This window comes from Marinomonas sp. 63XJN7_7_ISO-PGPR-S23-202 (genome assembly GCF_056173505.1).
In genome coordinates this window covers 4,090,245-4,111,978 of record NZ_CM149677.1, presented here as the reverse complement: position 1 = coordinate 4,111,978, position 21,734 = coordinate 4,090,245, and the positions used below count along the sequence as shown (strand labels likewise).

Genomic DNA, 21,734 nt, shown 5'->3' with positions numbered 1-21,734 from the left:
AGAGCCGTGCAATGTGAGACATGGAGCACTAAGTTAGACTTAGACTAGGTGGAGGTGCCGGACGTTTCCCCTTTATCGTTTATTGTTGCTGTCCACCACATTTGAAGTTTGGCTGGGTCATTAATCGAGAATATCTGCCCAAACTCGGGTGTGGTTAAGTCCACATCCTGTTGTTTTGCGGCGGCAACGACACGGTCAAAAGGGTCATGCCAAGTGTGAAACGCCAGATCGAAGGTGCCATTATGAATTGGCATCATCACCTTTCCTTTAAGGTCGATGTGTGCCTGAACACTCTCTTCTGGTTTCATGTGAATAGTGGCCCAGTCTTTGTCGTAGGCACCCGTTTCGATCATAGTGAGATCGAATGGGCCATAGGTCTCCCCGATTTCTTTAAACCCCGCAAAGTAGCCTGAATCCCCGCTGAAATAGAGGCTATGTTGTGGGGTTTTTATGACCCAAGACCCCCATAACGTGCTGTTACTATCGCCGATACCACGACCAGAAAAATGCTGGCAGGGCGTAAAGGCAACCATACCTTGGCTGGTTGGTTCTTCTTGCCACCAGTCGAATGTCTTGATTTTACTGGTCGGGATACCCCATTTTTCTAAATCTCCATCCACACCGATTGGCACAAAGAACTGCTCTGTTTTCCCTGCTAGCAGCTTGATACTGGCTTTGTCTAAATGATCATAATGATTATGGGAGATGAGCACTTTATCCAGTTTAGGCAATTCAGCTAAAGAGAGTGGTGGGGTATGAAAGCGCTGTGGGCCAACAAATTGAAAAGGAGAGGCTCGTTCAGAAAAGACGGGGTCTAACAACCAATATTCACCATACACCTTGAGCAAAATCGATGAGTGACCGAGTTTGACGATATGTATGGTGCTGTCACTGAGGCTGGTTAAATGCTGTTGGCGCAGTGGCCGAACAGGAATCTTGATATCGGGTTTAGTATCCACTTTTTTCTCTGTGAAAAAACGAATCCACAAGCGAACGGCGTCTAACAAAGAGCGAGGCGTGGATGGGGCACGGTTGCGAAAACGTCCCTGCTGGTAAGGAGCAACCGTGCTCGCGTTTTGCGGTTTGACCTTGGCAACAAGGGTCATATTGACCACGTACACTAAAATAGCAAAGAGTATGAGTAAGGAGAAAAGCAGTTTTAGTAGCAACATAAATACCCTATTTCTTCAAAGAAAGGACACCTAATAATATTTGGATCAATGAATAAATTACAATACAGGGCTGCTTTTGTATGCGCCATTCTTTTCTAAGCTTGTCTTCGCTCATAGCAAGAGTTTACCCGTATCACTAGTGCTAAAAATCTTCTATGCTGTGACTTTATATGCTGCTGCGAGGGCGTCTTTAATGACCATTAAATACAAGGTGAATCAGGCTATTACCGCTGCTCAGTTTATCGAGCTGTTATCCAAAACGACCTTAGGTGCCCGTCGACCGATTCAGGATGTGGAAACCGTTGAAGCCATGCTCAAGTATGCCAACCTTTTAATTACGGCCTGGCAAGGAGAGCAATTGGTGGGGGTGGCGCGTTCCGTAACGGATTTTGCATTTTGCTGTTACTTATCTGATTTGGCGGTGGATGAAGCTGTCCAAGCGTCCGGTATTGGAAAAACGCTGATACGCATGACCAAAGAAGCGTTACAACCGAAATGCTCACTGATTCTGTTATCGGCGCCTCAGGCTGTTAACTACTACCCTAAAGTCGGCTTTACTCAGCACAACAGTGCTTGGGTGCTAACAAATATTGAAGACTTAACCTAGGGTGGCTGCCAACAAAGAGTCGGCCAATAAAAAAGCACCATGACAAGCTAGTCATGATGCTTTGAGGATCTATTGTTTAAAACGCGAGCTTAGTTCGTTTAGGGCTGAGCATTAAATCCGAAACTGTCCGACTTCGTGATCTACTTGGCTAGCCAAGTGGTTTAAGCGTTTCGACTGGTCTTCACCAACCTTGCTTTCTTGTGCTAGTTGTGTGGCCATTTGACGAATGACTTCACCGTTTTGGCTGATCTCATTTGTTACGGCGGTTTGTTCTTCCGCTGCGGTGGCAATCTGAGTCGCCATGTCAGAAATACTGATTATGGCGCTGGCGATTTCTTTCAAGGATTCCGTGGCCGCATCCGCGTCTTGTACACTGGTTTGTACTTTTTGACTGCTGTTTCCCATGGACTTCACGGCTTTCGTGGTTTGCTCTTGCAGCAGCTCAATCATTTTCTGAATTTCTTCTGTCGACGCATGGGTGCGCTGAGACAGGGTACGTACTTCGTCCGCTACGACGGCAAAGCCACGGCCATGTTCCCCAGCACGAGCCGCCTCAATGGCGGCGTTAAGTGCCAACAGGTTAGTTTGTTCGGCAATTCCCGTAATGGTCAAGAGGATGCCACTGATTTGCTGGGCATGATGATCCAAAGCGGCAATTTGTTCTGTCGCGAGATTGACTTCATTGGCCAGTTCGTAAATCGAGTTGCGACTTTGTTGGACCTGTTGGCTGCCCATTTCACCTAATTTAACGGAGTCGGTAGCAGCTTTTGCGGTTTGTTCAGCATTGCCAGCAATTTCGTGCGTCGCGGTGGCCATCTCGGTGACCGCAGATGCAACCATATCAATTTCTTGCTGTTGCGTATTCACTCGAGAGGCGCTTTCTGTTGCAGAATGGGCAACGTTTTTCGCTTCTACAGCCAGATCATTAGACATGCCTTTAAGGCGTTCAACTACCCCATGCATGTGACTAACAAAGTCATTAAACCCAGTCGCAAGTATACCGATTTCATCCATGTGTTTGACTTCGATACGAGCCCGTAGATCGCCTTTTCCTTTTGATATTTCTTGCAAGGCAGTCGAGACACGATTCAAATCACTGAATAATACTTTAAATAGCCAATACAAGAAGACGATAAAGGCGATGATTAAGATCGCGGCAATAATTAACTGACGCGTAATAACACTGTACACATGTTCCATTAACATTTTCTTGTCCATGCTAAAGACCAACAACCAATCGGTATCGGGAATTTTATGGACATAGGTAAAGACGGTTTTACCATTGAGATTCGCTTCTTCCAATGCGTTTTCAGCGTCCATCTTTTCTAAAGAAGCAGAGGTGAAAAGAGGAGAGATAGAGGCGGCTTTTTTCATGACTTGCTTAGGGTTTGGGTCAGCAATAATGACATTTTTAGTCGAGACAATCATGGCTTTACCATGGCCTGGAATGGTCATTTCTGCAAGCTGTTGGGATAATTGATTCAAGGTTAGGTTGGCACCAACGATACCAAATAGCGTTCCTTGTTTATAAACTGGTGCGGCCAAACGAATAGATAGCTCTTTCGTTGTTGAACTCATCGTTGGGCCATAGGTCGCCGCCTTACCGACACTCATGGCTTCTTTGTACCAGCTTTTTTGTCTGGGATCGTAATTTGGACGCTTCGCATCTAATGCTGGGTCTTGGCGATACATTTTACCATCGTTGTTACCATAGTAGACGATGGAGAACCCACCAGATTCATAGGCTTGATGAATGGCTGGATAAGGAGATAGGTCAGGATGGTTTTCAAGTGTATGTGCGAGTGACGCCGTGGTTTTTTTGTGGCTGTCCAGCCAGTCACTGACATTGTTGCCATAGGCATTGGCCGTATGGCTAATGTCCGACAGCAGGGTGTTGTGCATTTGTTCCGTTAAGGATGAGGCGGTTTCGGATACGAGATACCCTGTGATGATAACCAGTGAGAGTATACTGACACTCAATAGGCGAGTGCGTAGAGAAAGGGTCATTCAAAACTCCAGATAAAACATGGCGCGGCCAGCGCCATGTTTTGTTGATAAATTAAATTGCGAAAGTGATGACAAGGTTATAAATTAGGGCGGCAATAAAGCCTATTGGTGCTGCGCGAAATAGTAGCTGAGGGAACAGTTTGTTGCGGCTTTCTTCATTTGGACAGGCTCCTAGAATAAGGCTGCCACCTGAAGAAAAAGGCGAAATAGCGGTTGCTTGAGCGCCCACAACGATACAGATAAACAGCATCATAGGATCAATAGATAAGTTTTGCGCAATGGAGGGAACAATGGGGAACAAGGCTGGCGTAACCACCCCTAGCGTGCTGGCAAATAGTGACATAAACGCGGCAACCACACCAAAGGCAACAGGCACTAAATAAGCCGGTATAGATGTTCCAATCCAAGAGGCTAATAAGTTGATGGTGCCCGCTTTGATGGCCACAGAAATCAGCATGCCTACACCGCAAATCATAATAAGAGTGCCCCAAGGAAGCGAGGCAATCGCTTTACGCTCGTCGCCTAGTTTGAGCAATAGAGCAATCACAGCAAAGACACTGGCGATCAAGCCAATGTTCATTTTTGAATTAATGAAGGCAATTGTATGGTTGGCAGGTGCGATCAAATGTGCGATTGGAGCAATCAACACCAAGGCCATCATCACAAGAGTCAACGTTAAGGTTTGACGTTGTATTCTATTAAAGGGCGTTGGCTTTTCTGCTTGGTAGTCAGAGCTTGCCATAGAAGAGCGATGTTTCGTAAAGAAAATCAGCGCCGTGAGAACGATAAAGGGAATGATCAAAGTACTTACGAAAATACCAATGGAGTTCACAAAGGCTTGGTTATCAGTGACGCCAGCGTTTGCCATGATGCTACGGAAGATAATACCACTCTGGCTAGACATAAAGTTGGCACCCGTTAGTGCGCCGTAACCGACAGACATCGCGCCAATAATCATGCTCATTCCTGTTCTTTGGCAAAGTAACAGGGTGATTGGTGCCATGAAGGCCAATACTGTGTAATAGCCTGCGCCCAACGCGGCAATAATGGATGTTGTAATAAAAATAGCGTAAGGCAAAAGGTGAGGGAAACGACGGCAACGGTACATTAAATGCTCCGCTAGCTTTTCTAATGTGCCGTTAATGGTGGCAAAACTGTAGAAAAGCGAGACAGAGAAGATAATAAAGAAGATTTTTAAGGGCCACATTTTGATAATGGCGGTTGGCGATAACCCCATGCCAAAACAGCCAATCAAATAAGCGAAAGCAATTGCGAAAAGGCCGATATTAATTCGAGTCTTATATCCAAGGACGATGGCCAGCACGATACTGCCAACCACGAATAAGCTTATCATTGTTATAATTCCTAACTTTGACTATTAAATGTTTAAAACTTAAAACAGCGAGTAGGGTTCTCTACGAGAACTTTATGTCGTTCGTCAGGGTCGCTTAGCAGGGCATGAACGATATCGACTTGATCACTGTATTGAGTTCGTGTTTCAAACTGTGTATGTGGCCAGTCGCTGCCCCACAAAAAGCGATCTGAATGACCATAAGCTTTTCGCAATAGACTTAACATCTCCTTGGCTTGTTCAAGTGTGGCATTCGCCCGATAGGTGGCAGACAGTTTGATCCAAATGGGCGCGTTTTCCAACAGCTGTAAGAACGCGAGATGATTTGGATTATCAACATGAATACCATGGGTAGGGCGGGCGAAGTGATCGATGACGACGTCCACGCCTGAGTCGAGGATAATGGGTAAAATGAGGTGAAGATCATCAATTTCACGCTGTATCTCGACTTGCCAGTTTCTTTTTTCCAATTTACCAAACAGAGTTCGCCACACGGGGGTGGTGTACTCTGCTAGTGTTTTCTTTATCAGGTTTAGCCGAATACCGACGACGCCGGCATCTGCTAACTCGTCTAATTCGCTGTCGCTTATGCTTGGTTCAACGACAGCGATACCTCTTAATTTCTCTGAGTGCGCTTTTAGTGATTCAACCATGAAATGGTTGTCTGATCCCAAAAAACTTGGCTGAATTAACACGCCGTGTGAAAAGTGATGACGCTGAAATAGTTCGATAAACTCAGTATCCAGTGCGTTGTATTTGGGTGTATAGCGACGGTTTTGCGTTAACGGTAAGTCGCTACGAAAAATATGCGCGTGGGTGTCTATACCAGTAATGGGCAAAGAAGAGTGGCTCATAAAAGGGCTCATTTGGTAAAAATAACGTACTCAATATTATTTCATAAACATATATATGAATTGGGCGTAACTATAGGTCTGTGTCTTGATTAAGTCAATATTCATGTATATGAATCGGGTGGTTTATTGTTCAGCGAAGGGTAAAAAGCTGGGTGTGTTAGACAATATTTAGTCATAGACGCTTATCGGCTCTAAGACTAAAATAGACAGATTCTAGGTCGTAGGTACGGTTATGGCATTTATAAAGCGTGATGAGCGACTACCGCTCTACCGACAAGTTCGTGAAGAGATTCTTGAGAAAATCAGTCGAGGAACGTGGTTGCCTGATACTGCGATTCCAACAGAAGCAGAGTTAACCAAACAATATGGTGTGGCCATTGGTACCATTCGTAAAGCGGTGGATACCTTAGTGAACGACGGGTTGCTCTATCGCAGTCAAGGACGGGGAACCTTTGTGCGACGCCCCGATTTTAATACCTCTTTATTCCGTTTTTTTCGTCAGCAACCTGCCGATGGTAGCTTTATTGTCCCTGAGAGTCTTATTCTGTCAAAAACATTACAAGTCCCGCCGGAAGAGGCGAGCACTGCTCTGAATTTGCAAGCGAATCAATTAGCGATTCACCTGAAACGCCTACGGTTTCTAAAAGGCGTGGTCGTACTCACAGAGGATATTTGGCTCCCAGAGATACTCTTTGCCAGCTTAGTGGATATTGATAGCAATGAGATCGGCAGCTTGCTCTATCCTTTTTATGAAAAACACTATGGTTTACTGGTCGCATCGGCAACCGAGACCTTAACCATAGAATGTGCGGATGATGATACGGCAAGTGCTTTAAAAATAGAAACAGGTCACCCTGTTGCGGTGATTGAACGTCTTGCGTTAGGGTTCGATAAAACCCCCATTGAATATCGTGTGTCGCGAGGCTCTGCTGATACGTTTCGTTATCAGATAGAAATCAATTAATACTGACTGAGACCTTTGCACGACGTCACGAGCTCGCCTTTGAGTCAATGGGGTATTGGCGATACAAACCGCTGACGAAAGGCACTGGGTGTTAGCCCTGTTATTTTGCGAAACGCTTTGCGGCAACTACCAACGTCGTCATAGCCAACTTGTAATGCAATGGTCTCAAACGGTAGCGTGGTTTGTTCCAAGGTATCGCAGGCCACTTGAATGCGCAGCCGCTGTAAGTACTCATTTGGGTTCAGTCCGGTGCATTTGGCGAAGCGGCGTAAAAAGGTTCTGGGGGTAAGGTTGGCCAGCTGTGCCATAGTATCCGTACGCTGAACGTGCGCATAATGTCCTTGTAAATGGTGCTGGACCGTTAGAATCGCCCCATCACCATGATCAAAACTTGGCTGAAACTGCTGATAATAGCGCTGTTCTCTTTTGCCTGTGTCGACGACTAAGGTTTTGCCAAGCTGACGTACAATATGTGTATTGGTCAAGGCTTGCACCAATTCCAACGCCAAATCGAGCCAAGACATCATCCCACCTGCGGTAATAACATCCCCTTGATTAATCAGAATCTTAGAGGCATCCACTGGTTGCTTAGGAAAGCGCTCTCTAAAAGCACTTTCCAGTGCCCAGTGAGTCGTCATCACTCGTTTATCCGTGATCCCTGTGTCCGCTAAGAAAAACGCCCCCGCACAAGCGCTGCACAGTATGGCGCCATGCTTATGCTGGTGGATTAAAAAGTCCTTAATCAGAGGGTTCGTTTTACTGTAGCTCGTTTGCTTTAGACTGGGTGGCAGCAAGATAGCATGGAAAGCCTCCTTATGCTGCGGATCTTCCGTTGCTACGAGGATGTTGTTTTCATCTAAGCTATGGGTTGTCAGATGAATAGGCAAGTTGGCAGCCTCGCAGGCCTCATTGGCTAGCTCGAATATTTCAGCAAAACCGTACGCAGCGGATAAGAGGCAATCTTTATAGGCGATCACCGCAATATGATACTGTGTCATAGGGAAGAGTCACTTTGTCATTTTAAGCCCTTAATATGGCAAATTTGACACTGCAATGGAATCCATCTTTTTGAGATCCTATGAATTCACCATCAATAGGAGAGTAAAATGAGCCGTACTGCCTTATTAGTTATCGACCCTCAATACGATTATTTCGACAATGGAAAGTTTCCACTTTGGAATGCTGACAACACACTAAATGAGATAGTAAGCGCTATCCATGCAGCAAAAGAACAAGATGCCGCTGTTGTGCTGGTTCAGCATGTATCGGATGAGGAATCGCCTTTTTTTGTGGCGGGGACGCAGGGCGTTAAGCTTCATCAAGCCATTCTAGACGCCGCGCCAGATGCCCCCATCGTCACCAAAGAACATGCCGATGCTTTCCAAGACACCAACTTAACCGAGCTGTTAAACGATTTAGAAGTGGATCGTCTGGTGGTTTGCGGCATGATGACACAAAACTGTGTGACGCATACTGCTATTTCAGATGATGCCGACCCTTATCAAGTTAGCATTCTGTCGGATGCCTGCACGACCCGTGAAGAGTTGTTGCACCTAATCGCTCTGGACGCGATCAAGACAAAAGTAAAATTTACTGACCTGAAATACGCCTTCGAACGTCCTAACTAATATAACAGCATGAAGCGCTTACAAGCGTTTTAGACTGTGTGTAAACCGGCATTTTCGAATGCAGAAAGGTGAGTGGTTAATAAATAGCCAGAGAATCAATGACTTTCGCAGATTTATTGCATAAAAATGTCAGTTGCTCCTTGGCAAGGTCGACGCATGTCGATATAATCTGCCTCGCATTTAGGGCCTGTAGCTCAGTTGGTTAGAGCATCCGACTCATAATCGGCAGGTCCCCAGTTCAAGTCTGGGCAGGCCCACCATATAAAATAAGGCGTAGCAGGTTAGTGCCTACTACGCCTTTTTTATTGCTTACTAAATATAGTCAAGTACTTAGTCAAGTAAGCAGAAGGTTAACCTGCTTTTTTATTCATAGATTATCTTTTCGTTATTTCCATAATTCGATCAAAAGCGTCACCGATAAGCTGATTATGCCTTTTTTTAAGTGGCTCCCATGTTTTCCAGCGCATCCACTTAGGCTTGTTACAGTCTTCTAACGTGTCTATACGTGTTAAATATTCACGGTATTGGCACTTATCTAATAAACGATCAACTTTAGGCCATACGCGTTCATTCTTATTGCCGCTCTCTGTTTGGTACTTGAGGTTTCCGCAGACTCGACACCACCATACACCGCCATAGTCAAACAATGCGCCACATTTACGCGAGCATTTAGGGCACTTCCACCAAAGACGATCACTTCCAAAATTTGTTTTACTTTTCGCTAGGTAGGTTTCTTGGGTTAGCTTCTTACCTTCCTTGAACCACTCAAAAATGAGGTGATCGTTTTTCCAGTAGGCATTAAGCTTTTGCTCTATATTCCCATTCCTTGAAAAAGTCGTACTAAAGCCATTGCCACGCCTCAAGAATTTACGGATCTGGTTTATTTTAATTTGATTGTGTTTCTCAATTATATAAGCCATAAGGCACCCAAATTAATTGGCTAACGTTATAATATCTTAGGAAATGTTAGGTTTTACTTACTTGCTAGATATCCCAGTGACTATAAAATTATCGCCTTTATGTATTAAGCTACACTGGACTTGTCCTCTCAGCATGACGCCCATTCTGTTCTTTGATTTGTAGTTCAGTTGAACAAACCAGTTATTGTTCCCCTGATTTATTACTATTCTGTCATTGAGGTCTAATGAATATTCCACGCTGTCGGGAACATATAACCTTTTTTCTAACTGGTATTGGCAAGCATGCCGAGCTGAACTTTCAAGTTGTCTTTTGGTTTCAGCGGCTTGCTCTTCTGGAGTTAAGGGCGTAGATGGCGAGAATATCCAGTATAAAATCAAAGAAATAAAACCTAGGGTCACGATCTTTTGAAACCATGACGTTTTTACTTTTCCACCAGCTTTTCGAAATGCTTTTAGTTCTTTTGAGTCGTATGGCTTCGAGTCTTTAGCATTGAGTGTAAGGGTTTTAAACGGGTATTGGTTCCCACACTCAGTACATTGTTTGGCAGAAATAGAAAGTGGTTGACCACATTGAGTACAATAGATTTTCGTCATGATTTGCTATCCTTGTAAATAACCATTTTTTGTTAAATTTATCTTAGCATTACTTGAGCCTACTAGTGCTGTAGTCTTTGGCTTGTCTGTCTCGGTGGCCTTTACCGCGCCCTTTCGCTTGATAAGACACTCGATCAATGAGTTTTTGTTTTTCCTGAACGTCGGCCTCTAGTATTTTCCCATAGCAGTTTTTAGGCATCCATGTTTTGCCACCATGACTAGCTTTTGCCCAATGCTTAGAAAGGACTTCAAAAAGCGTATCTGGGTGTCTGATAGCCTTACCATCTAGCATGATCATAAAGTGGTAATGTTGCTGCTTGGCTTTTTCCATTTCCCGACACCAGCAATAACCTATCTCTTTAACCATATATTTAGATTTGATGACACGACTAACGCTTTTCATAAATCGGCTTATTACTTCGTTACATGCTGTATAGCTATCGTGTGGCATATGTAAGTCAAAGACGATCCAAAATACCCTACGATAATTGCTACACATGATGTTGACTTGTCTAATGATGCTTTTCATCTGCTCCGTGTAAATTGAATGGCCCTTGTCTGGGTCTGCCTTGATTGACCAAATTTGACAATCCATTTTGATATAGGGATTGGTAGATAGATATTTCATTAAAGACACCATAGATATTATGAAATACCCCCGACAAAATGGTTTTTGTAGTTAGTACTCACATACTGGTTGCTTCCAATGACCTAAGAAGTTGTTTTTTTCTAGGACCTTATTCGTCACTAGAAAATAAAGGGTAAAAACCTCGGAATAGGGGTTCATTGGATGACACTACAAAAATGCTTTTAGAGTCGATTGGTTTTTCAATGGTTTATAGAATATTCTTGGAATGCTGGTGGCTAGGTTTGACGGCTCAAGCCACCAGCGGTTTTATCAATGATTGCTCAGGTTAAGGGCTTTTATAGCCTTGGCTTGGGCTTTTTTATACTGTTCGTCAACGTCTGTATTTTTCCATTTCCATTTCCATTTTCATTTTGTCGCTCAATCCATTTTTGTTTTTGCTCCTCAGTCATCCAAACCACTAAGACTTCATTGCTAGGGGTTTTCCCTGTCACTGGGTCTTTTGTTTTTCGCATGGCTTTGGTGAAAGGAAATCGCTTTCTCTCTAGCTGTGGTAATAAGCTGTGAAGGTTTCCTATTCCAACAAAGCGACACTTCCGCGTGTCAGGGGAGTAGCCTTTGGTTAAGAGTTCTATAAGATAATGGATTTGGTACTGGTCTCTGTATTTCGGCCAGCCTAGTTGGGTAATACGGTTTTGATAAAGCATCAAATCACCTCCTTACATTTCTCAGTTAGGAAGGCATCGATGTCGCTCTGTTTAAACCCGATAGAACGACCCTTTACTTGAATTGGTTCAGGAAAGCATTTTTCTTTTGCCCACCAACGCCAAATGGTTTTTTTACTGCGCCCCATAATTTGGCTTACTTCGTCAAGTGATAATATGCGTTCGTGGGGGTGATTGTGTAAATGATTAATAGCCATATATAAGTTGCCTTATTCGTTCTTAGGAGTGGCTATTTGACGGTTTTTGGATGTCCTCCTCAAAGGACAAGAACTATAGATTAATCAATTTTTGTCCCTTGTAATTCCCAATTGTTTGAGTAATGCCCCTCCATATTTTTTGCTGTTTTCCTTGCTTTCCTTTATTTTTCTTTTTAACCGCTCATTTAACTTCTGTCGACTCAGTCTTACTTGTTCACTTTTCGGGTAAGTATAGTATTCTTCTATTAGTGCGAAGCATTCAAACAAATAGTCTGGGGCTGCTATTCCAAATTCTTCTGTATAGAATCCAATAACGTACTCTATATAACGTATTTCTGGATCTTCGCTTAGTTGATTTGGAGAGTTATTATTAAAGTTTAGGTGGCTAATAATGGTTACCATATGCGAAATATGATCTAGTTGCTTTTTTAGCTCATCAGAGGAGTACTCACTACTTCCAATCCATGAGTTTACAAAACGAGGAGAGCTAGCTACTTTGTCCACTAACACAGACAAGTCTTTTATATCTTTTATTTTCTGATAAATTTCTTCTTTATCATTATTTGTTTGTATTAATTTATTTTTAATTTCATGCCAAGTTTGATCTATCTTCTCAGAAGAATAGATTGGTTGTGACTCAACCATATGAACCGCTCCAGATATCAACCTTTCAACAATTAAGGTTTCTATGCCGTATTGAGGGAATTCATTCCTTAGATCTTCCTCTAGTTGCTTATCTCTCCATGCGGTATGCTCGTTGCTAACCCAGTCTTTGAGCTTTGTGCGCCTCTTACTTTTTGCCTTCTTCATGCCTCTCGTAAATTTATCATTGAATTGGTTATAGAGTGTTTCTGCAATTTTTTTAAGTTCTTCTTTGTCTGATTGGCTGTGAAATTTAATTTCAATTCTATTTAATATATCTTCTAGTTGTTTATCCATGAATCCCTCGAAACATTACTACCGTGTTGTTACTTGTCATGTTCAGTTTGTTTTCCCATGCTTCTAAAGCTCTACGTTTTTCAGGCAAATACTCGTATCTGTCATAGTGCTTGCTTGATACGTCACTCAGGGCGTGATTTTGTAGGCGGTCACGTATGGCTTTTGATATCCCAGCTTCCCCCATAAGGGTTTTGCAGGTTCTGCGAATGTCACGAGGCACAAAGGGGCGTATGGTTGGCGTGTTTTCTCGGTAGCGTGTAATGGCTTGTGATAATGAATCTGGGCGTATGTGCTCGCTTGTATTGAGCCTATGGGGAAATATAAAAGGGTTGTCTGTTCTGGCTTCAAATTGACGCTCTAGTGCTGCTAATGCGCTTTCTGTGAGCGGTATTAGGTGAGGGCGTTTGTTCTTTGATATGTCCGCAGGGACAAGCAGCGTTTTTTGTTCCCAGTCAACGGATGACCATTGAGACGCGGCTAACTCGTAAGGCCGTTGCCCACCTGTATAAAAACAAAAGCTGATTAGGTTGCGGATGGTGTCGCCCATTTTAAAGCGTTCGTACTCGTTGCCTACATCGGCTAACAGTTGTTTTACTTCAATGAGGGTAAGGTAATGCTCCCCAACACGTTCACCGTCTTTTTGTTTGGGGATGGCGGCCGCAGGGTTGAGGGTTAAACCAAACTTTGCTTCGTCAATAAAGTTTGCTGGATCGTGGTCATGTTTTAGGCCGTAATTAAAGGCCGCAATGATATAGCTACGAACTCGATTTGATTGTGTTACCGCGCCCCGTTTAATCATAGCCGCGAGCACTATCATTAAATCGTGACTGGTCACATCTTTTGCTTTTACTGTTTTTTCAATGTGAGGATAGACTTCTTTTTCTAAGGCACTCAACACGGCTTTATGTGTGCGTTTGGCATCTTTCGCCATTTGAGCGGTATAGGCGTTGAATAATTGTTCTATTGAACCTTTGCGAGCCTCTTCTCTTTTTTCGTGCTCTGTGGCCTTTCTGGTGGCTTCTAGGCTTTCTTTTGGGTTGATGCCTTGAATGAGTATTGAGCCGAGCTCTTTTTTCTTAGCTCGCGCTGATATTAGAGATATTTCAGGGAATTGACCTAATTGAATGAATTGGGCTTTGCCATCAATGAAAAAGCGAAATACAAAACGCTTACTCCCCTTTGGGGTTACTTGAATACCTAGCGTCCCTGTCCCGCGCTCACCGTTTGAGTCCCAAACGTAATACGGTTTAGTTTTTGGCTTTAGTCCTTTTATCTCGTTCGCTGTGAGCATCACTCTTCCCCATGCTTACTTGACTATACGGTTTTATAGTCAAGTAGTTAGTCAAGTAAGAGTGTACCTTAATGCTATTCCATAATAAAAGGTGAGAACTATAATTGATTGTAAGGTGTTGACTAATATGTGGTTTTGTCTTTTTTTTGGGTTTTATGAGAATGGTTGGTAAACAGTATTATCATGACTCATAATCGGCAGGTCCCCCGTTCAAGTCGGGGCAGGCCCACCATATAAAATAAGCCCTAGCAGGTTAGTACTTGCTAGGGCTTTTTTGTTTCTAAAATGGCGTTCATTGCTCTAATCATCTATATTTTTCTTATATCACTCCCCATAAAGCACAGTCTGAAACAGGTGTTTTTCAGCATTTTTCTGTTTGTTTTGGCATGCTAGTTTTTGTTGGGGGTTATTAAGGACTATCCGTTTTTGGCAAAGTTTCTTTTGTGACGCTTTCTGGGTACAGCCTTTGCATTGGTTATTAAGTGTTCAATAATAACCGTAAATAAAGGTGTTCCATGCTTAAAACTGTTACTAATAGTACCTTTTCAGATTCTTTTTTGTGCACTTTTCAATCCAATGATGTTGAAGAGCATGTTAATAATTTTAACGGTTGGGAAGCAGATTACGATCAGATCTCGTCTGGTGCTTTTGAAGGCAGTTTGACGGAAATATCCTTGGAAGGAATGCTACTTCAGCGGGAGAAGGTGAATCAGGAAGTGGTAAAAAATGGGGTGATGGATGCGAGTTTCGTCTCATTTAGTGTGCCAATGATGGAGCAACATGAGGCGTTTTACTGTGATGGGCATGCCTTTGATTTTACTCACTTATTAGTGTCCCACGGCTGTTTGCCTGAACTAAAGACGCCTAAAAATACGGATGTTGTTGTCATTAATGTCCCAACGAGCCTGTTTCAGCAGGTATTACAGGAACAGAAAATTGCTTTTGATTTTACCGATCAGGCCTATTGTCATCGGTTAATGCCTTGTCACAATACGCGAGAGCTAGTGGGGTTGTTAGACACAGTGATGACGCCGCATAGTAGTTTGGATTTTTTGAGCCATGAGCCTGTGCGCTTAGGCGTTCGTAATGCTATTTTTCAGCATTTGTTGGAAATAGTGGATAAAGAAGAGCCTCAGTTGATAGATCAAACCGCGCGTAAGCGAGTCGTGGACAGGGCGCGGGATTACGTGTTGTCTAGAATGGATGAACCGCCGACCATTTTTGAGCTCTGTAACATGATAGGTGCCAGTAGACGCAAGTTGCAATACTGTTTTCAGGAAACCTTGGGTATCAACCCTGTTACCTATTTACGCATTCTTCGACTTAATGCTGTGCATCGTGACTTATTACTGTCACCTGATGTCTCTTCTGTACAGGACGCGGCAGCGAAAAATGGTTTTTTACATTTGAGCCGTTTTGCGGGGGATTACCGTCAATTATTTGGTGAGTTACCTTCGGATACTTTAAAAAAACGTTATGTTTAATGTGGATTGTGTGCCTGACTACTGATTTTATTTCCCTTCTTTACATCACTTTTGCTAATAACGGATAACCTCATTCGGCTTCTTTTTGTAATGTAAATTGACATTACAAAAACACAATAGGAGCAAACGATGATGTATTCACTTCATACGAGTGCAATGAATGAAACTAAAGAGAGGTCAGCTTTTGGGACTCTCTCTCCTTTTTCTCTTCGATCTTTTTTGAACACACTTTCTCTGAATATTACGCGAAAGGAGAAGGCCTATGTCTAATATGACGTCTTCTCAGCACGCGCCCGCAGGTCGTCGGGAGGGGTTGGTTATTGCGTTAGGCAGTAGCTTGACCATTGTTGGCTCTGTGATGATCGCACCGATTATCCCTAAGCTGGGAGCCCATTTTGGCCCCGTAGATCCTCATGCCGATGTATTGATCCCTTTGGCTATTTCAATTCCAGCTTTAGCGATTGCCGTGTTCGCCCCGTTAGCTGGTTGGCTAGCGGATAAAGTGGGTCGTAAAAACCTGTTGATTATCGCCACGTTTCTCTATGCTTTTTTGGGGGTGGCACCAGCGCTTCTTAATAACCTTTCCAGTATTGTGTTATCTCGCCTGTTATTTGGTTTGGCGGAAGCCACCATTATGACTTGTTGTACGACTTTGATTGCCGATTATTGGCGGGATGATGAGCGACTGAAGTTTGTTAATTACCAGGTTATTGCCATCGGTGTGGTGGGATCGGTGTTCTTTCCTATTGGTGGTGCCATGGGCGAGCACTCTTGGCGTACGCCGTTCTTCTTGTACTTGTTACCTCTCGTATTAGTGCCTCTTATGATGAAGGTGCTGTGGGAGCCAGCGAAGAAAGCAAGAGAGGCTGAAAAGGTGGCGGTTGCTTCCGATGACGACGAGGAAGGAATGAATGTCGTCTCCTTAGTCATTAGTTATTTGATGATCTTCTTTGGTATGGTGTTAGTCTTTGTGGAAACCATTCAAGCGCCGATTTTACAGGTACATATTGGCATCACCTCGACAACACAAATTGGTTCTACAGCAGGGATTGCTTTATTGGCCACCTTAGTTGGGTCTTTGATTTGGACTCTATGTCGTAAGATGCTTGGTATTAATGGCTGTAACGTTCTTTTGTTTGGTACGCTTGGACTTGGGCTTTGGATACTTTCTACCTCTAAAACCTATGAAATGATGTTACTTGGTGTGGTCATACATGGCGTGGGTGCTGGTTTGTTAGTGCCTAATGTGATGGCCTCTGTGATGAAGAGCTTATCAAAACACGCCCGTGGACGTGGTATTGGTGGCTTTACATCAAGCTTGTATTTGGGGCAGTTTGTCAGCCCGTTGGTTGTTAGTTTTATCTTGGCAGTGACGGGCGTGAGTATCAACATTGGCGTGGAATTTATGGGCTACTTTGGTTTTGCTCTGGCTGGTTTTTGGCTACTCGTTTGGATTTTTTCTCGAGAAAAAACCGCCATATTGAGCGATGGCAAAACAGCCGCTTAATCGATATCTGGCGTTAATAAGCACGCAGCGTTAGTGAACTAGCGTGTGAGTTCATCAGTAGAATACATACAGCAATAAGATGGCGCTGTGAGAACAGCGCCATCGACATTAGACGTTAAGGGTACAAAATGAGCGATTTTCATGAATTATTAGACAACTATGATGGCACAGCGTTAGCAAACCTGGTCAAACAAAAAGAAGTTCAGCCAAAGGAATTGTTGGAAACGTGTATTGAGCGTATTGAAAAAGTGAACCCGAGTTTGAATGGCATCGCGGAAAAACTCTATGATTCAGCCAGAGAAGCGACATGCGCTGATGGGCCTTTTATGGGGATTCCGACGTTGGTGAAGGATCTATTTGCACCGATCAAAGAGGCTAAAACAACTAACGGCTCTTTAGCTGTTGGTGGTGTGCGTTTGGGAATAGACGACAATCACACCAGTCGTTTACGCGGAGCGGGCTGTGTGTTTGTTGGGACAACAACGTCACCAGAGTTCGGTACCGCTTATACTACTGAGTCAAGCCTGTTTGGGCCGACTCGCAATCCGTGGAATACCGAGCACAGCAGTGGCGGGTCAAGCGGTGGCTCAGCGGCGTTGGTGGCTGCTCGTGCGGTGCCGTTTGCCCATGGTAACGATGGAGGTGGTTCGATCCGTGTACCGTCTTCTTGTTGTGGTATTTTTGGCTTAAAACCTACTCGTGGTTTGGTGCCATCTGGCCCTATGGTAGGTGAAGGCTGGGCGGGTATGAGTATTGCTCATGCGTTGACCTTGTCGGTTCGCGATAGTGCAGGGTTGCTGGATGTCGCCGCTGGAAGCGACTTAGGAGCGCCCTATGCGGCTCCCTACCAAGAAGAATCGTTTGTTTCATCTTTGAGTAAACCGCTTCGTCCACTTCGTATTGCAATGATCGATAGTTTGTCCCCTTGGCCGAATTCTAAAGAGGCAAACGTAGCACAACAGCATGCTGCTAAGTTGTGTGAGGAGTTAGGTCACCATGTTACAACCGCTAAACTTCCTGTGGATCTAATGACTTTCTTCGATCGAGCGTTCGACATTATTGGACCGAGTGTCAAAAGCTATGTAGAAATGATTGGTAATATGAGCGGAACTCCTGTGTCGGATGAGGCTTTGCAGCCTAGTACGCGCATTATTATTCGCGACAAAGGCAGTATTTCCGCCGTACAGTATGTGGATGCCGTGACTTATATGCATGGATTAGGCCGTATAATGGCCAACTTTATGCAGGATTATGATGTGCTTCTTACGCCAACCTTGACCCGTTCCCCCGTAAAAATTGGTGAGCTGAACCTGCAAGACGATAGCAAATCAATCGAAGAGTTTATCCAACTAAGCCATTCTTACTCACCATACACGGCCATATTCAATGGTACAGGTCAGCCTGCTATGTCGGTACCTTTGTATTGGACGCCAGATAATTTGCCGCTTGGTGCGCATTTTGTTGGACGTTTTGGTGAAGATGCTACTTTGTTGTCATTGGCAGCACAATTAGAGCAACTTCAACCTTGGTGGAATAACAGACCTCCTGTAAATGCCTGTCGTTAATCCCATCCTCCAAGATCTTAAGTGTTGAATACTATTAAAGCCTACTCAAAGGAGTAGGCTTTAATGTCTACCGCGTCTCGTTGGCTTTCTGGTAAGAAGCGTTCTGCGTATTGAAGGTAGGTGCCACTTTCTAAGAAGAAACGGAACATTGTCATATCCAAGTGGCCTTTTTGGCACATTTTGTACATTAGGTCGATTGCGGAGCTTAGCGTATTGGCTTTTTTGTAGGGTCTATCCGCTGCCGTGAGAGCTTCGAAAACGTCGGCAATCATCAGAATACGATCCGGTATCGTCAGCTGCTCAGCTTTCAGTTTTCGAGGGTAACCTTGACCGTCCATGCGCTCGTGGTGGGTAGAGGCATAATGAGGTACTCGGCTCAATTCTGGTGGAAAGGGCAGGCTTTCTAACATGCTAATAGTGCTGATCATATGCTCTTTAATTTTAAAACGATCTTCTTCGGTTAAGGTGCCGCGTCGTATGGTGAGATTGTAGAGCTCGCCAAGGTTGTATTGGTATTTTGGTATGTCCATGTTGATGCCCAATGAAGGGTCAAGTTCAATGTCTTTGGGTCGTGGGATAATGTGCTCTGGTTTGTCGGACAATAAGGTTTCTTGAGCAACGGTAGGGTCTGCTGCCCGCTGGTTCTGTTCACTGGTCTGATTTTGTTCCGCAATCAGTAGCTCTTCTGCAGGCGATAACCCTATCCGATTGTCAAAGTGGCGTGTCCATACCTGACGACCAATGTCTTGGATTTTTTGTATGTCCTCTTTGCCCATGGATTCTGAGCCGACATTGGCTTTGGCAATGAAATGAAATTGTTCTTGCAGCTGTGCTTGGCGTGCTTGCCAGTGCTTTAAGGCGACATCTGACGGTTGCTGTTCAATATAAATGGCTTGTAAATAGTCTATTTGGGCATCACGCCATAACACTTCAAAACGAGTGCGAATTTCATGGATGCGGTTATAGTTGCATTCTAGTTTAACCCCTTTGTCCATGATGTGCTCAGGCATGGTGATTTTGCCGCAGTCATGTAACCAGGCCGCAATACGAAACTCGCTACGTTCATTGTCGTTGGCAAAGTGAAAGTCTTTGTAAGGGCCTTCCAGGGCTTGTTCGAGGGCATTTGATAGCATAAGCCCGAGTTCTGGAACGCGATGACAGTGGTTGCCTGTATGAGCGGATTTATTGTCTATGGCGTTCGCAATGAGACGAATCAGGGCTTCCATAAACTCTTTTTGAGTGATCTCATGCTGTTTGATTTCTTGGGCCATTTCTTGGAACGAACAAGAGAGCTTCCAAATCTCAGTGATGTTTGAATCGGTGAGAGTGATATCTTGAAACTGCCTCTTCTTGATTTTTTCTGTTTCCAATTGCAGTTGTTTTATAGGGCGAACAATCGGCAAACTTAATAACCAAATAATGGGCAGTATAAGCAGCATCAAACCCGCACTGAACAAAGCGGAATGGTAGGCTTCTTGTGTGGCTTGCTCATAGAGCTTTTTCTCTGGAACGATGACGGCGAGGTAGGATGGGTTAGACGCTCCCTTTTCGACGGGTTTGGTAAAAACGTAGTATTTCGTCCCATTGTCTGCCTCAGACAACACAAATGGCTTTTTCTTTGACTGGTTCACGGTACCCAGTAATTGTGTGATTGGAATACTGAGATAATCTTGTAGATCTTGGGAAGTTGGCTTTAGCCAAGAGGTGCTTAAGGCGTCTCGTTGTGCGGAAGTAATGTGTGCCAAAGCGGAGTTAATGAGATCTATGGCGAATCTATTTTGCTCATGGCCAACTAGATAGATACGGTTCGGGATCGTGGCGTTGAGGCCAGTGACCTTCTTATACACCTTTATGTTGGTTAATCCTAAATTTCTAATGCTGTTCGTTAGCGCCTGGGATGCGCCGATTACGGCATCGATCTGTCCATTTTCGAGTTCAGAGAACAGTTGTTGCTGGCTGCTTGCTTTTTTCCAATGGGTCTGAGGAAAGTGCTTTTCCAATGTAGAGCCCATATCCCAGCGGTTAAGGTAACCAACGGTTTGATTATCCAAGTCCTTGAGGGCTGTTAAGGGGGGAGCGCTTTTTTTCTTGGCGATGCCATAGGGAATGTCCAGTAGTGGCGAGCTATATAAGCCTTTTATATCATCGGTTCCAAACTTTTGTACGGATAATAAAATATTAATTTCACCACGTTGGTATTTTTTCAACAGTTCGTTACGGCTAAAGCCATTGATGTAGTCAAACTTTAGCCCTGTCATGGCACTGACGATCTGCATTAAATCGATAAAGTACCCACTCGGTAAGCCTGAATCGCTAAAGTCATATGGACGCCAATCGTTTTGGTTCGATACCTTCAGGTTGCCTAATTGTGCCACCTTCTCTTTTTGTTCTTTGCTAAGTTGTAATGGCGCTATCCTTGGTAAGGAGACGGCATGAGCCTTTTGCAGATTAGAGGCGATAATCTCACCATGTTGTTGGAACAGAAAGCTTTGGGTGCCGTCTTCAAATAAGAGTTTAGACCAGGTGGCCAGTTGCTTTGCGGTGGAAGATAACAGGATGTCCAAACCGATGACTTGATCGGTATCGCCAATTCGTTGTGAGTAGGTTTGGCCGGTGATCTGTAAATGTTGAAAAAGGTAAGGTTTGGTTTTATAGACCCCATTTTTAGGGGCTGTACTAAACCATGGACGTTCGCTGGGGTAAAAGTTACTGCTTTGTGTGTATTGGTGATTTAAATGGAATGTGCTTGAGTAGTAGTAGGTATGTCGCTGTCGTCCATTCGGACCATCCTTAACGACGATGGCAGCCCATTTGTCATCGGGTAATGCCCGCATTTTTTGGCGTATTTCCTTAGATGTTTTTAAGTCAATGAGCTGAAAGAAATGCTCTCGCTTGTCGCCAATATAGAGGCTATAAAAATCAGAACGATTTTTGAGTAGCTGAGCAAGCAAACGGCTTTTGCGCTCGACGCTTTCCTGGGAGAAGCTTGGTTGAATCAGGTTCGAGAGTAGACTGACTGTGTTCCTAGCATCCCGATCGATTTTGTTTAGATTGTCACTCATCTGATTCGACATCAAATTTAGGTTTGATAGCATATGAGCGACGGCTATCTTTTTATTAGCATGATATTGTAAAACAATGGCCACGGTCGCTGTGACGACAATCGCAATAAGAAACATATTGGCGACAAAAATCCTGATCGAATAGCGCTTGTTTATAGGTTTGTTTGATGTCACGGCTACTTCCTTCTTTAAGATTCCTGCGTGGAACTCTTCATCTTATGTTAACTAGCTACCATACTCATTCACAGAAGTCGATTTTTGTTTTTGCTAATGCTAAGAAA

Annotated in this window: 19 protein-coding genes and 1 tRNA gene; 7 read left to right on the top strand and 13 right to left on the bottom strand. The window is 43.9% G+C overall.

Annotation, left to right across the window (positions count from 1 at the left end):
* Positions 1-44: 44 nt before the first annotated feature.
* Complete coding sequence (locus AC0VYG_RS19055; RefSeq protein ID WP_475429479.1) at positions 45-1,172, bottom strand: MBL fold metallo-hydrolase; 1,128 nt, start codon at positions 1,170-1,172, stop codon at positions 45-47.
* Between the two features lie 193 nt (positions 1,173-1,365).
* On the opposite strand from AC0VYG_RS19055, the gene AC0VYG_RS19050 reads away from it, so the two are divergent.
* Positions 1,366-1,779 carry a GNAT family N-acetyltransferase gene (locus tag AC0VYG_RS19050; RefSeq protein WP_475429478.1) on the top strand — a complete coding sequence of 138 codons (414 nt, stop codon included), beginning with the start codon at positions 1,366-1,368 and terminating at the stop codon, positions 1,777-1,779.
* Positions 1,780-1,890: 111 nt separating this feature from the next.
* Here AC0VYG_RS19050 and AC0VYG_RS19045 read toward each other — a convergent pair whose 3' ends face one another.
* From AC0VYG_RS19045 to AC0VYG_RS19035, 3 genes are read right to left on the bottom strand one after another with little or no spacing between them, the layout of a single operon-like run.
* The gene (locus tag AC0VYG_RS19045) at positions 1,891-3,786 is read right to left on the bottom strand and encodes a methyl-accepting chemotaxis protein (protein WP_475429477.1); all 1,896 of its coding nucleotides are present in this window, start codon (positions 3,784-3,786) and stop codon (positions 1,891-1,893) included.
* 52 nt (positions 3,787-3,838) lie between these two features.
* Positions 3,839-5,140 carry an SLC13 family permease gene (locus AC0VYG_RS19040; RefSeq protein WP_475429476.1) on the bottom strand — a complete coding sequence of 434 codons (1,302 nt, stop codon included), beginning with the start codon at positions 5,138-5,140 and terminating at the stop codon, positions 3,839-3,841.
* A gap of 32 nt (positions 5,141-5,172) precedes the next feature.
* Entirely contained in the window at positions 5,173-5,991 is an 819-nt protein-coding gene (locus AC0VYG_RS19035) for an amidohydrolase family protein (protein WP_475429475.1), read from the bottom strand.
* A gap of 232 nt (positions 5,992-6,223) precedes the next feature.
* Here AC0VYG_RS19035 and AC0VYG_RS19030 point away from each other — a divergent pair, with 232 nt between their 5' ends.
* Positions 6,224-6,955, top strand: a complete 732-nt coding sequence (locus AC0VYG_RS19030; protein WP_475429474.1) for a GntR family transcriptional regulator — start codon at positions 6,224-6,226, stop codon at positions 6,953-6,955.
* A gap of 44 nt (positions 6,956-6,999) precedes the next feature.
* Here AC0VYG_RS19030 and AC0VYG_RS19025 read toward each other — a convergent pair whose 3' ends face one another.
* Positions 7,000-7,953 (bottom strand): GlxA family transcriptional regulator, encoded by a 954-nt coding sequence (locus AC0VYG_RS19025; RefSeq protein ID WP_475429473.1) that lies wholly within the window; start codon positions 7,951-7,953, stop codon positions 7,000-7,002.
* Between the two features lie 108 nt (positions 7,954-8,061).
* Between AC0VYG_RS19025 and AC0VYG_RS19020 the strand changes: the two genes are divergently transcribed.
* Together AC0VYG_RS19020 and AC0VYG_RS19015 are read left to right on the top strand one after the other, a co-directional pair.
* Complete coding sequence (locus tag AC0VYG_RS19020; protein WP_199477501.1) at positions 8,062-8,583, top strand: isochorismatase family protein; 522 nt, start codon at positions 8,062-8,064, stop codon at positions 8,581-8,583.
* Between the two features lie 183 nt (positions 8,584-8,766).
* A tRNA-Ile gene (locus tag AC0VYG_RS19015) sits at positions 8,767-8,843 on the top strand.
* A 114-nt stretch (positions 8,844-8,957) separates the two neighbouring features.
* On the opposite strand, the gene AC0VYG_RS19010 is transcribed toward AC0VYG_RS19015, so the two are convergent.
* The 7 genes from AC0VYG_RS19010 to AC0VYG_RS18980 all read right to left on the bottom strand — a co-directional run bounded on the left by AC0VYG_RS19010 (position 8,958) and on the right by AC0VYG_RS18980 (position 13,835).
* Complete coding sequence (locus AC0VYG_RS19010; protein ID WP_475429472.1) at positions 8,958-9,503, bottom strand: hypothetical protein; 546 nt, start codon at positions 9,501-9,503, stop codon at positions 8,958-8,960.
* 57 nt (positions 9,504-9,560) lie between these two features.
* Complete coding sequence (locus tag AC0VYG_RS19005; RefSeq protein ID WP_475429471.1) at positions 9,561-10,097, bottom strand: hypothetical protein; 537 nt, start codon at positions 10,095-10,097, stop codon at positions 9,561-9,563.
* Between the two features lie 49 nt (positions 10,098-10,146).
* Positions 10,147-10,596: a YagK/YfjJ domain-containing protein gene (locus AC0VYG_RS19000; protein ID WP_475432559.1), complete on the bottom strand. Its 450-nt coding sequence runs from the start codon at positions 10,594-10,596 to the stop codon at positions 10,147-10,149.
* 425 nt (positions 10,597-11,021) lie between these two features.
* Entirely contained in the window at positions 11,022-11,390 is a 369-nt protein-coding gene (locus AC0VYG_RS18995; RefSeq protein ID WP_475429470.1) for a hypothetical protein, read from the bottom strand.
* Positions 11,390-11,605 (bottom strand): helix-turn-helix transcriptional regulator, encoded by a 216-nt coding sequence (locus AC0VYG_RS18990; RefSeq protein WP_475429469.1) that lies wholly within the window; start codon positions 11,603-11,605, stop codon positions 11,390-11,392. Before AC0VYG_RS18990 ends, AC0VYG_RS18995 begins: the two co-directional genes overlap by 1 nt.
* Positions 11,606-11,689: 84 nt before the next feature.
* Positions 11,690-12,544: a hypothetical protein gene (locus AC0VYG_RS18985; protein WP_475429468.1), complete on the bottom strand. Its 855-nt coding sequence runs from the start codon at positions 12,542-12,544 to the stop codon at positions 11,690-11,692.
* A complete protein-coding gene (locus AC0VYG_RS18980; protein WP_475429467.1) occupies positions 12,537-13,835 on the bottom strand; it encodes a tyrosine-type recombinase/integrase in 1,299 nt (432 codons plus the stop codon). The genes AC0VYG_RS18985 and AC0VYG_RS18980 overlap by 8 nt, the downstream gene beginning before the upstream one ends.
* Positions 13,836-14,350: 515 nt before the next feature.
* On the opposite strand from AC0VYG_RS18980, the gene AC0VYG_RS18975 reads away from it, so the two are divergent.
* The 3 genes from AC0VYG_RS18975 to AC0VYG_RS18965 all read left to right on the top strand — a co-directional run bounded on the left by AC0VYG_RS18975 (position 14,351) and on the right by AC0VYG_RS18965 (position 18,391).
* A complete protein-coding gene (locus AC0VYG_RS18975; RefSeq protein WP_475429466.1) occupies positions 14,351-15,319 on the top strand; it encodes a helix-turn-helix domain-containing protein in 969 nt (322 codons plus the stop codon).
* Positions 15,320-15,581: 262 nt separating this feature from the next.
* Positions 15,582-16,826: an MFS transporter gene (locus AC0VYG_RS18970; RefSeq protein ID WP_475429465.1), complete on the top strand. Its 1,245-nt coding sequence runs from the start codon at positions 15,582-15,584 to the stop codon at positions 16,824-16,826.
* 128 nt (positions 16,827-16,954) lie between these two features.
* The gene (locus AC0VYG_RS18965; RefSeq protein WP_475429464.1) at positions 16,955-18,391 is read left to right on the top strand and encodes an amidase; all 1,437 of its coding nucleotides are present in this window, start codon (positions 16,955-16,957) and stop codon (positions 18,389-18,391) included.
* 41 nt (positions 18,392-18,432) lie between these two features.
* On the opposite strand, the gene AC0VYG_RS18960 is transcribed toward AC0VYG_RS18965, so the two are convergent.
* Positions 18,433-21,627 (bottom strand): HD domain-containing phosphohydrolase, encoded by a 3,195-nt coding sequence (locus tag AC0VYG_RS18960; RefSeq protein ID WP_475429463.1) that lies wholly within the window; start codon positions 21,625-21,627, stop codon positions 18,433-18,435.
* Positions 21,628-21,734: the final 107 nt, after the last annotated feature.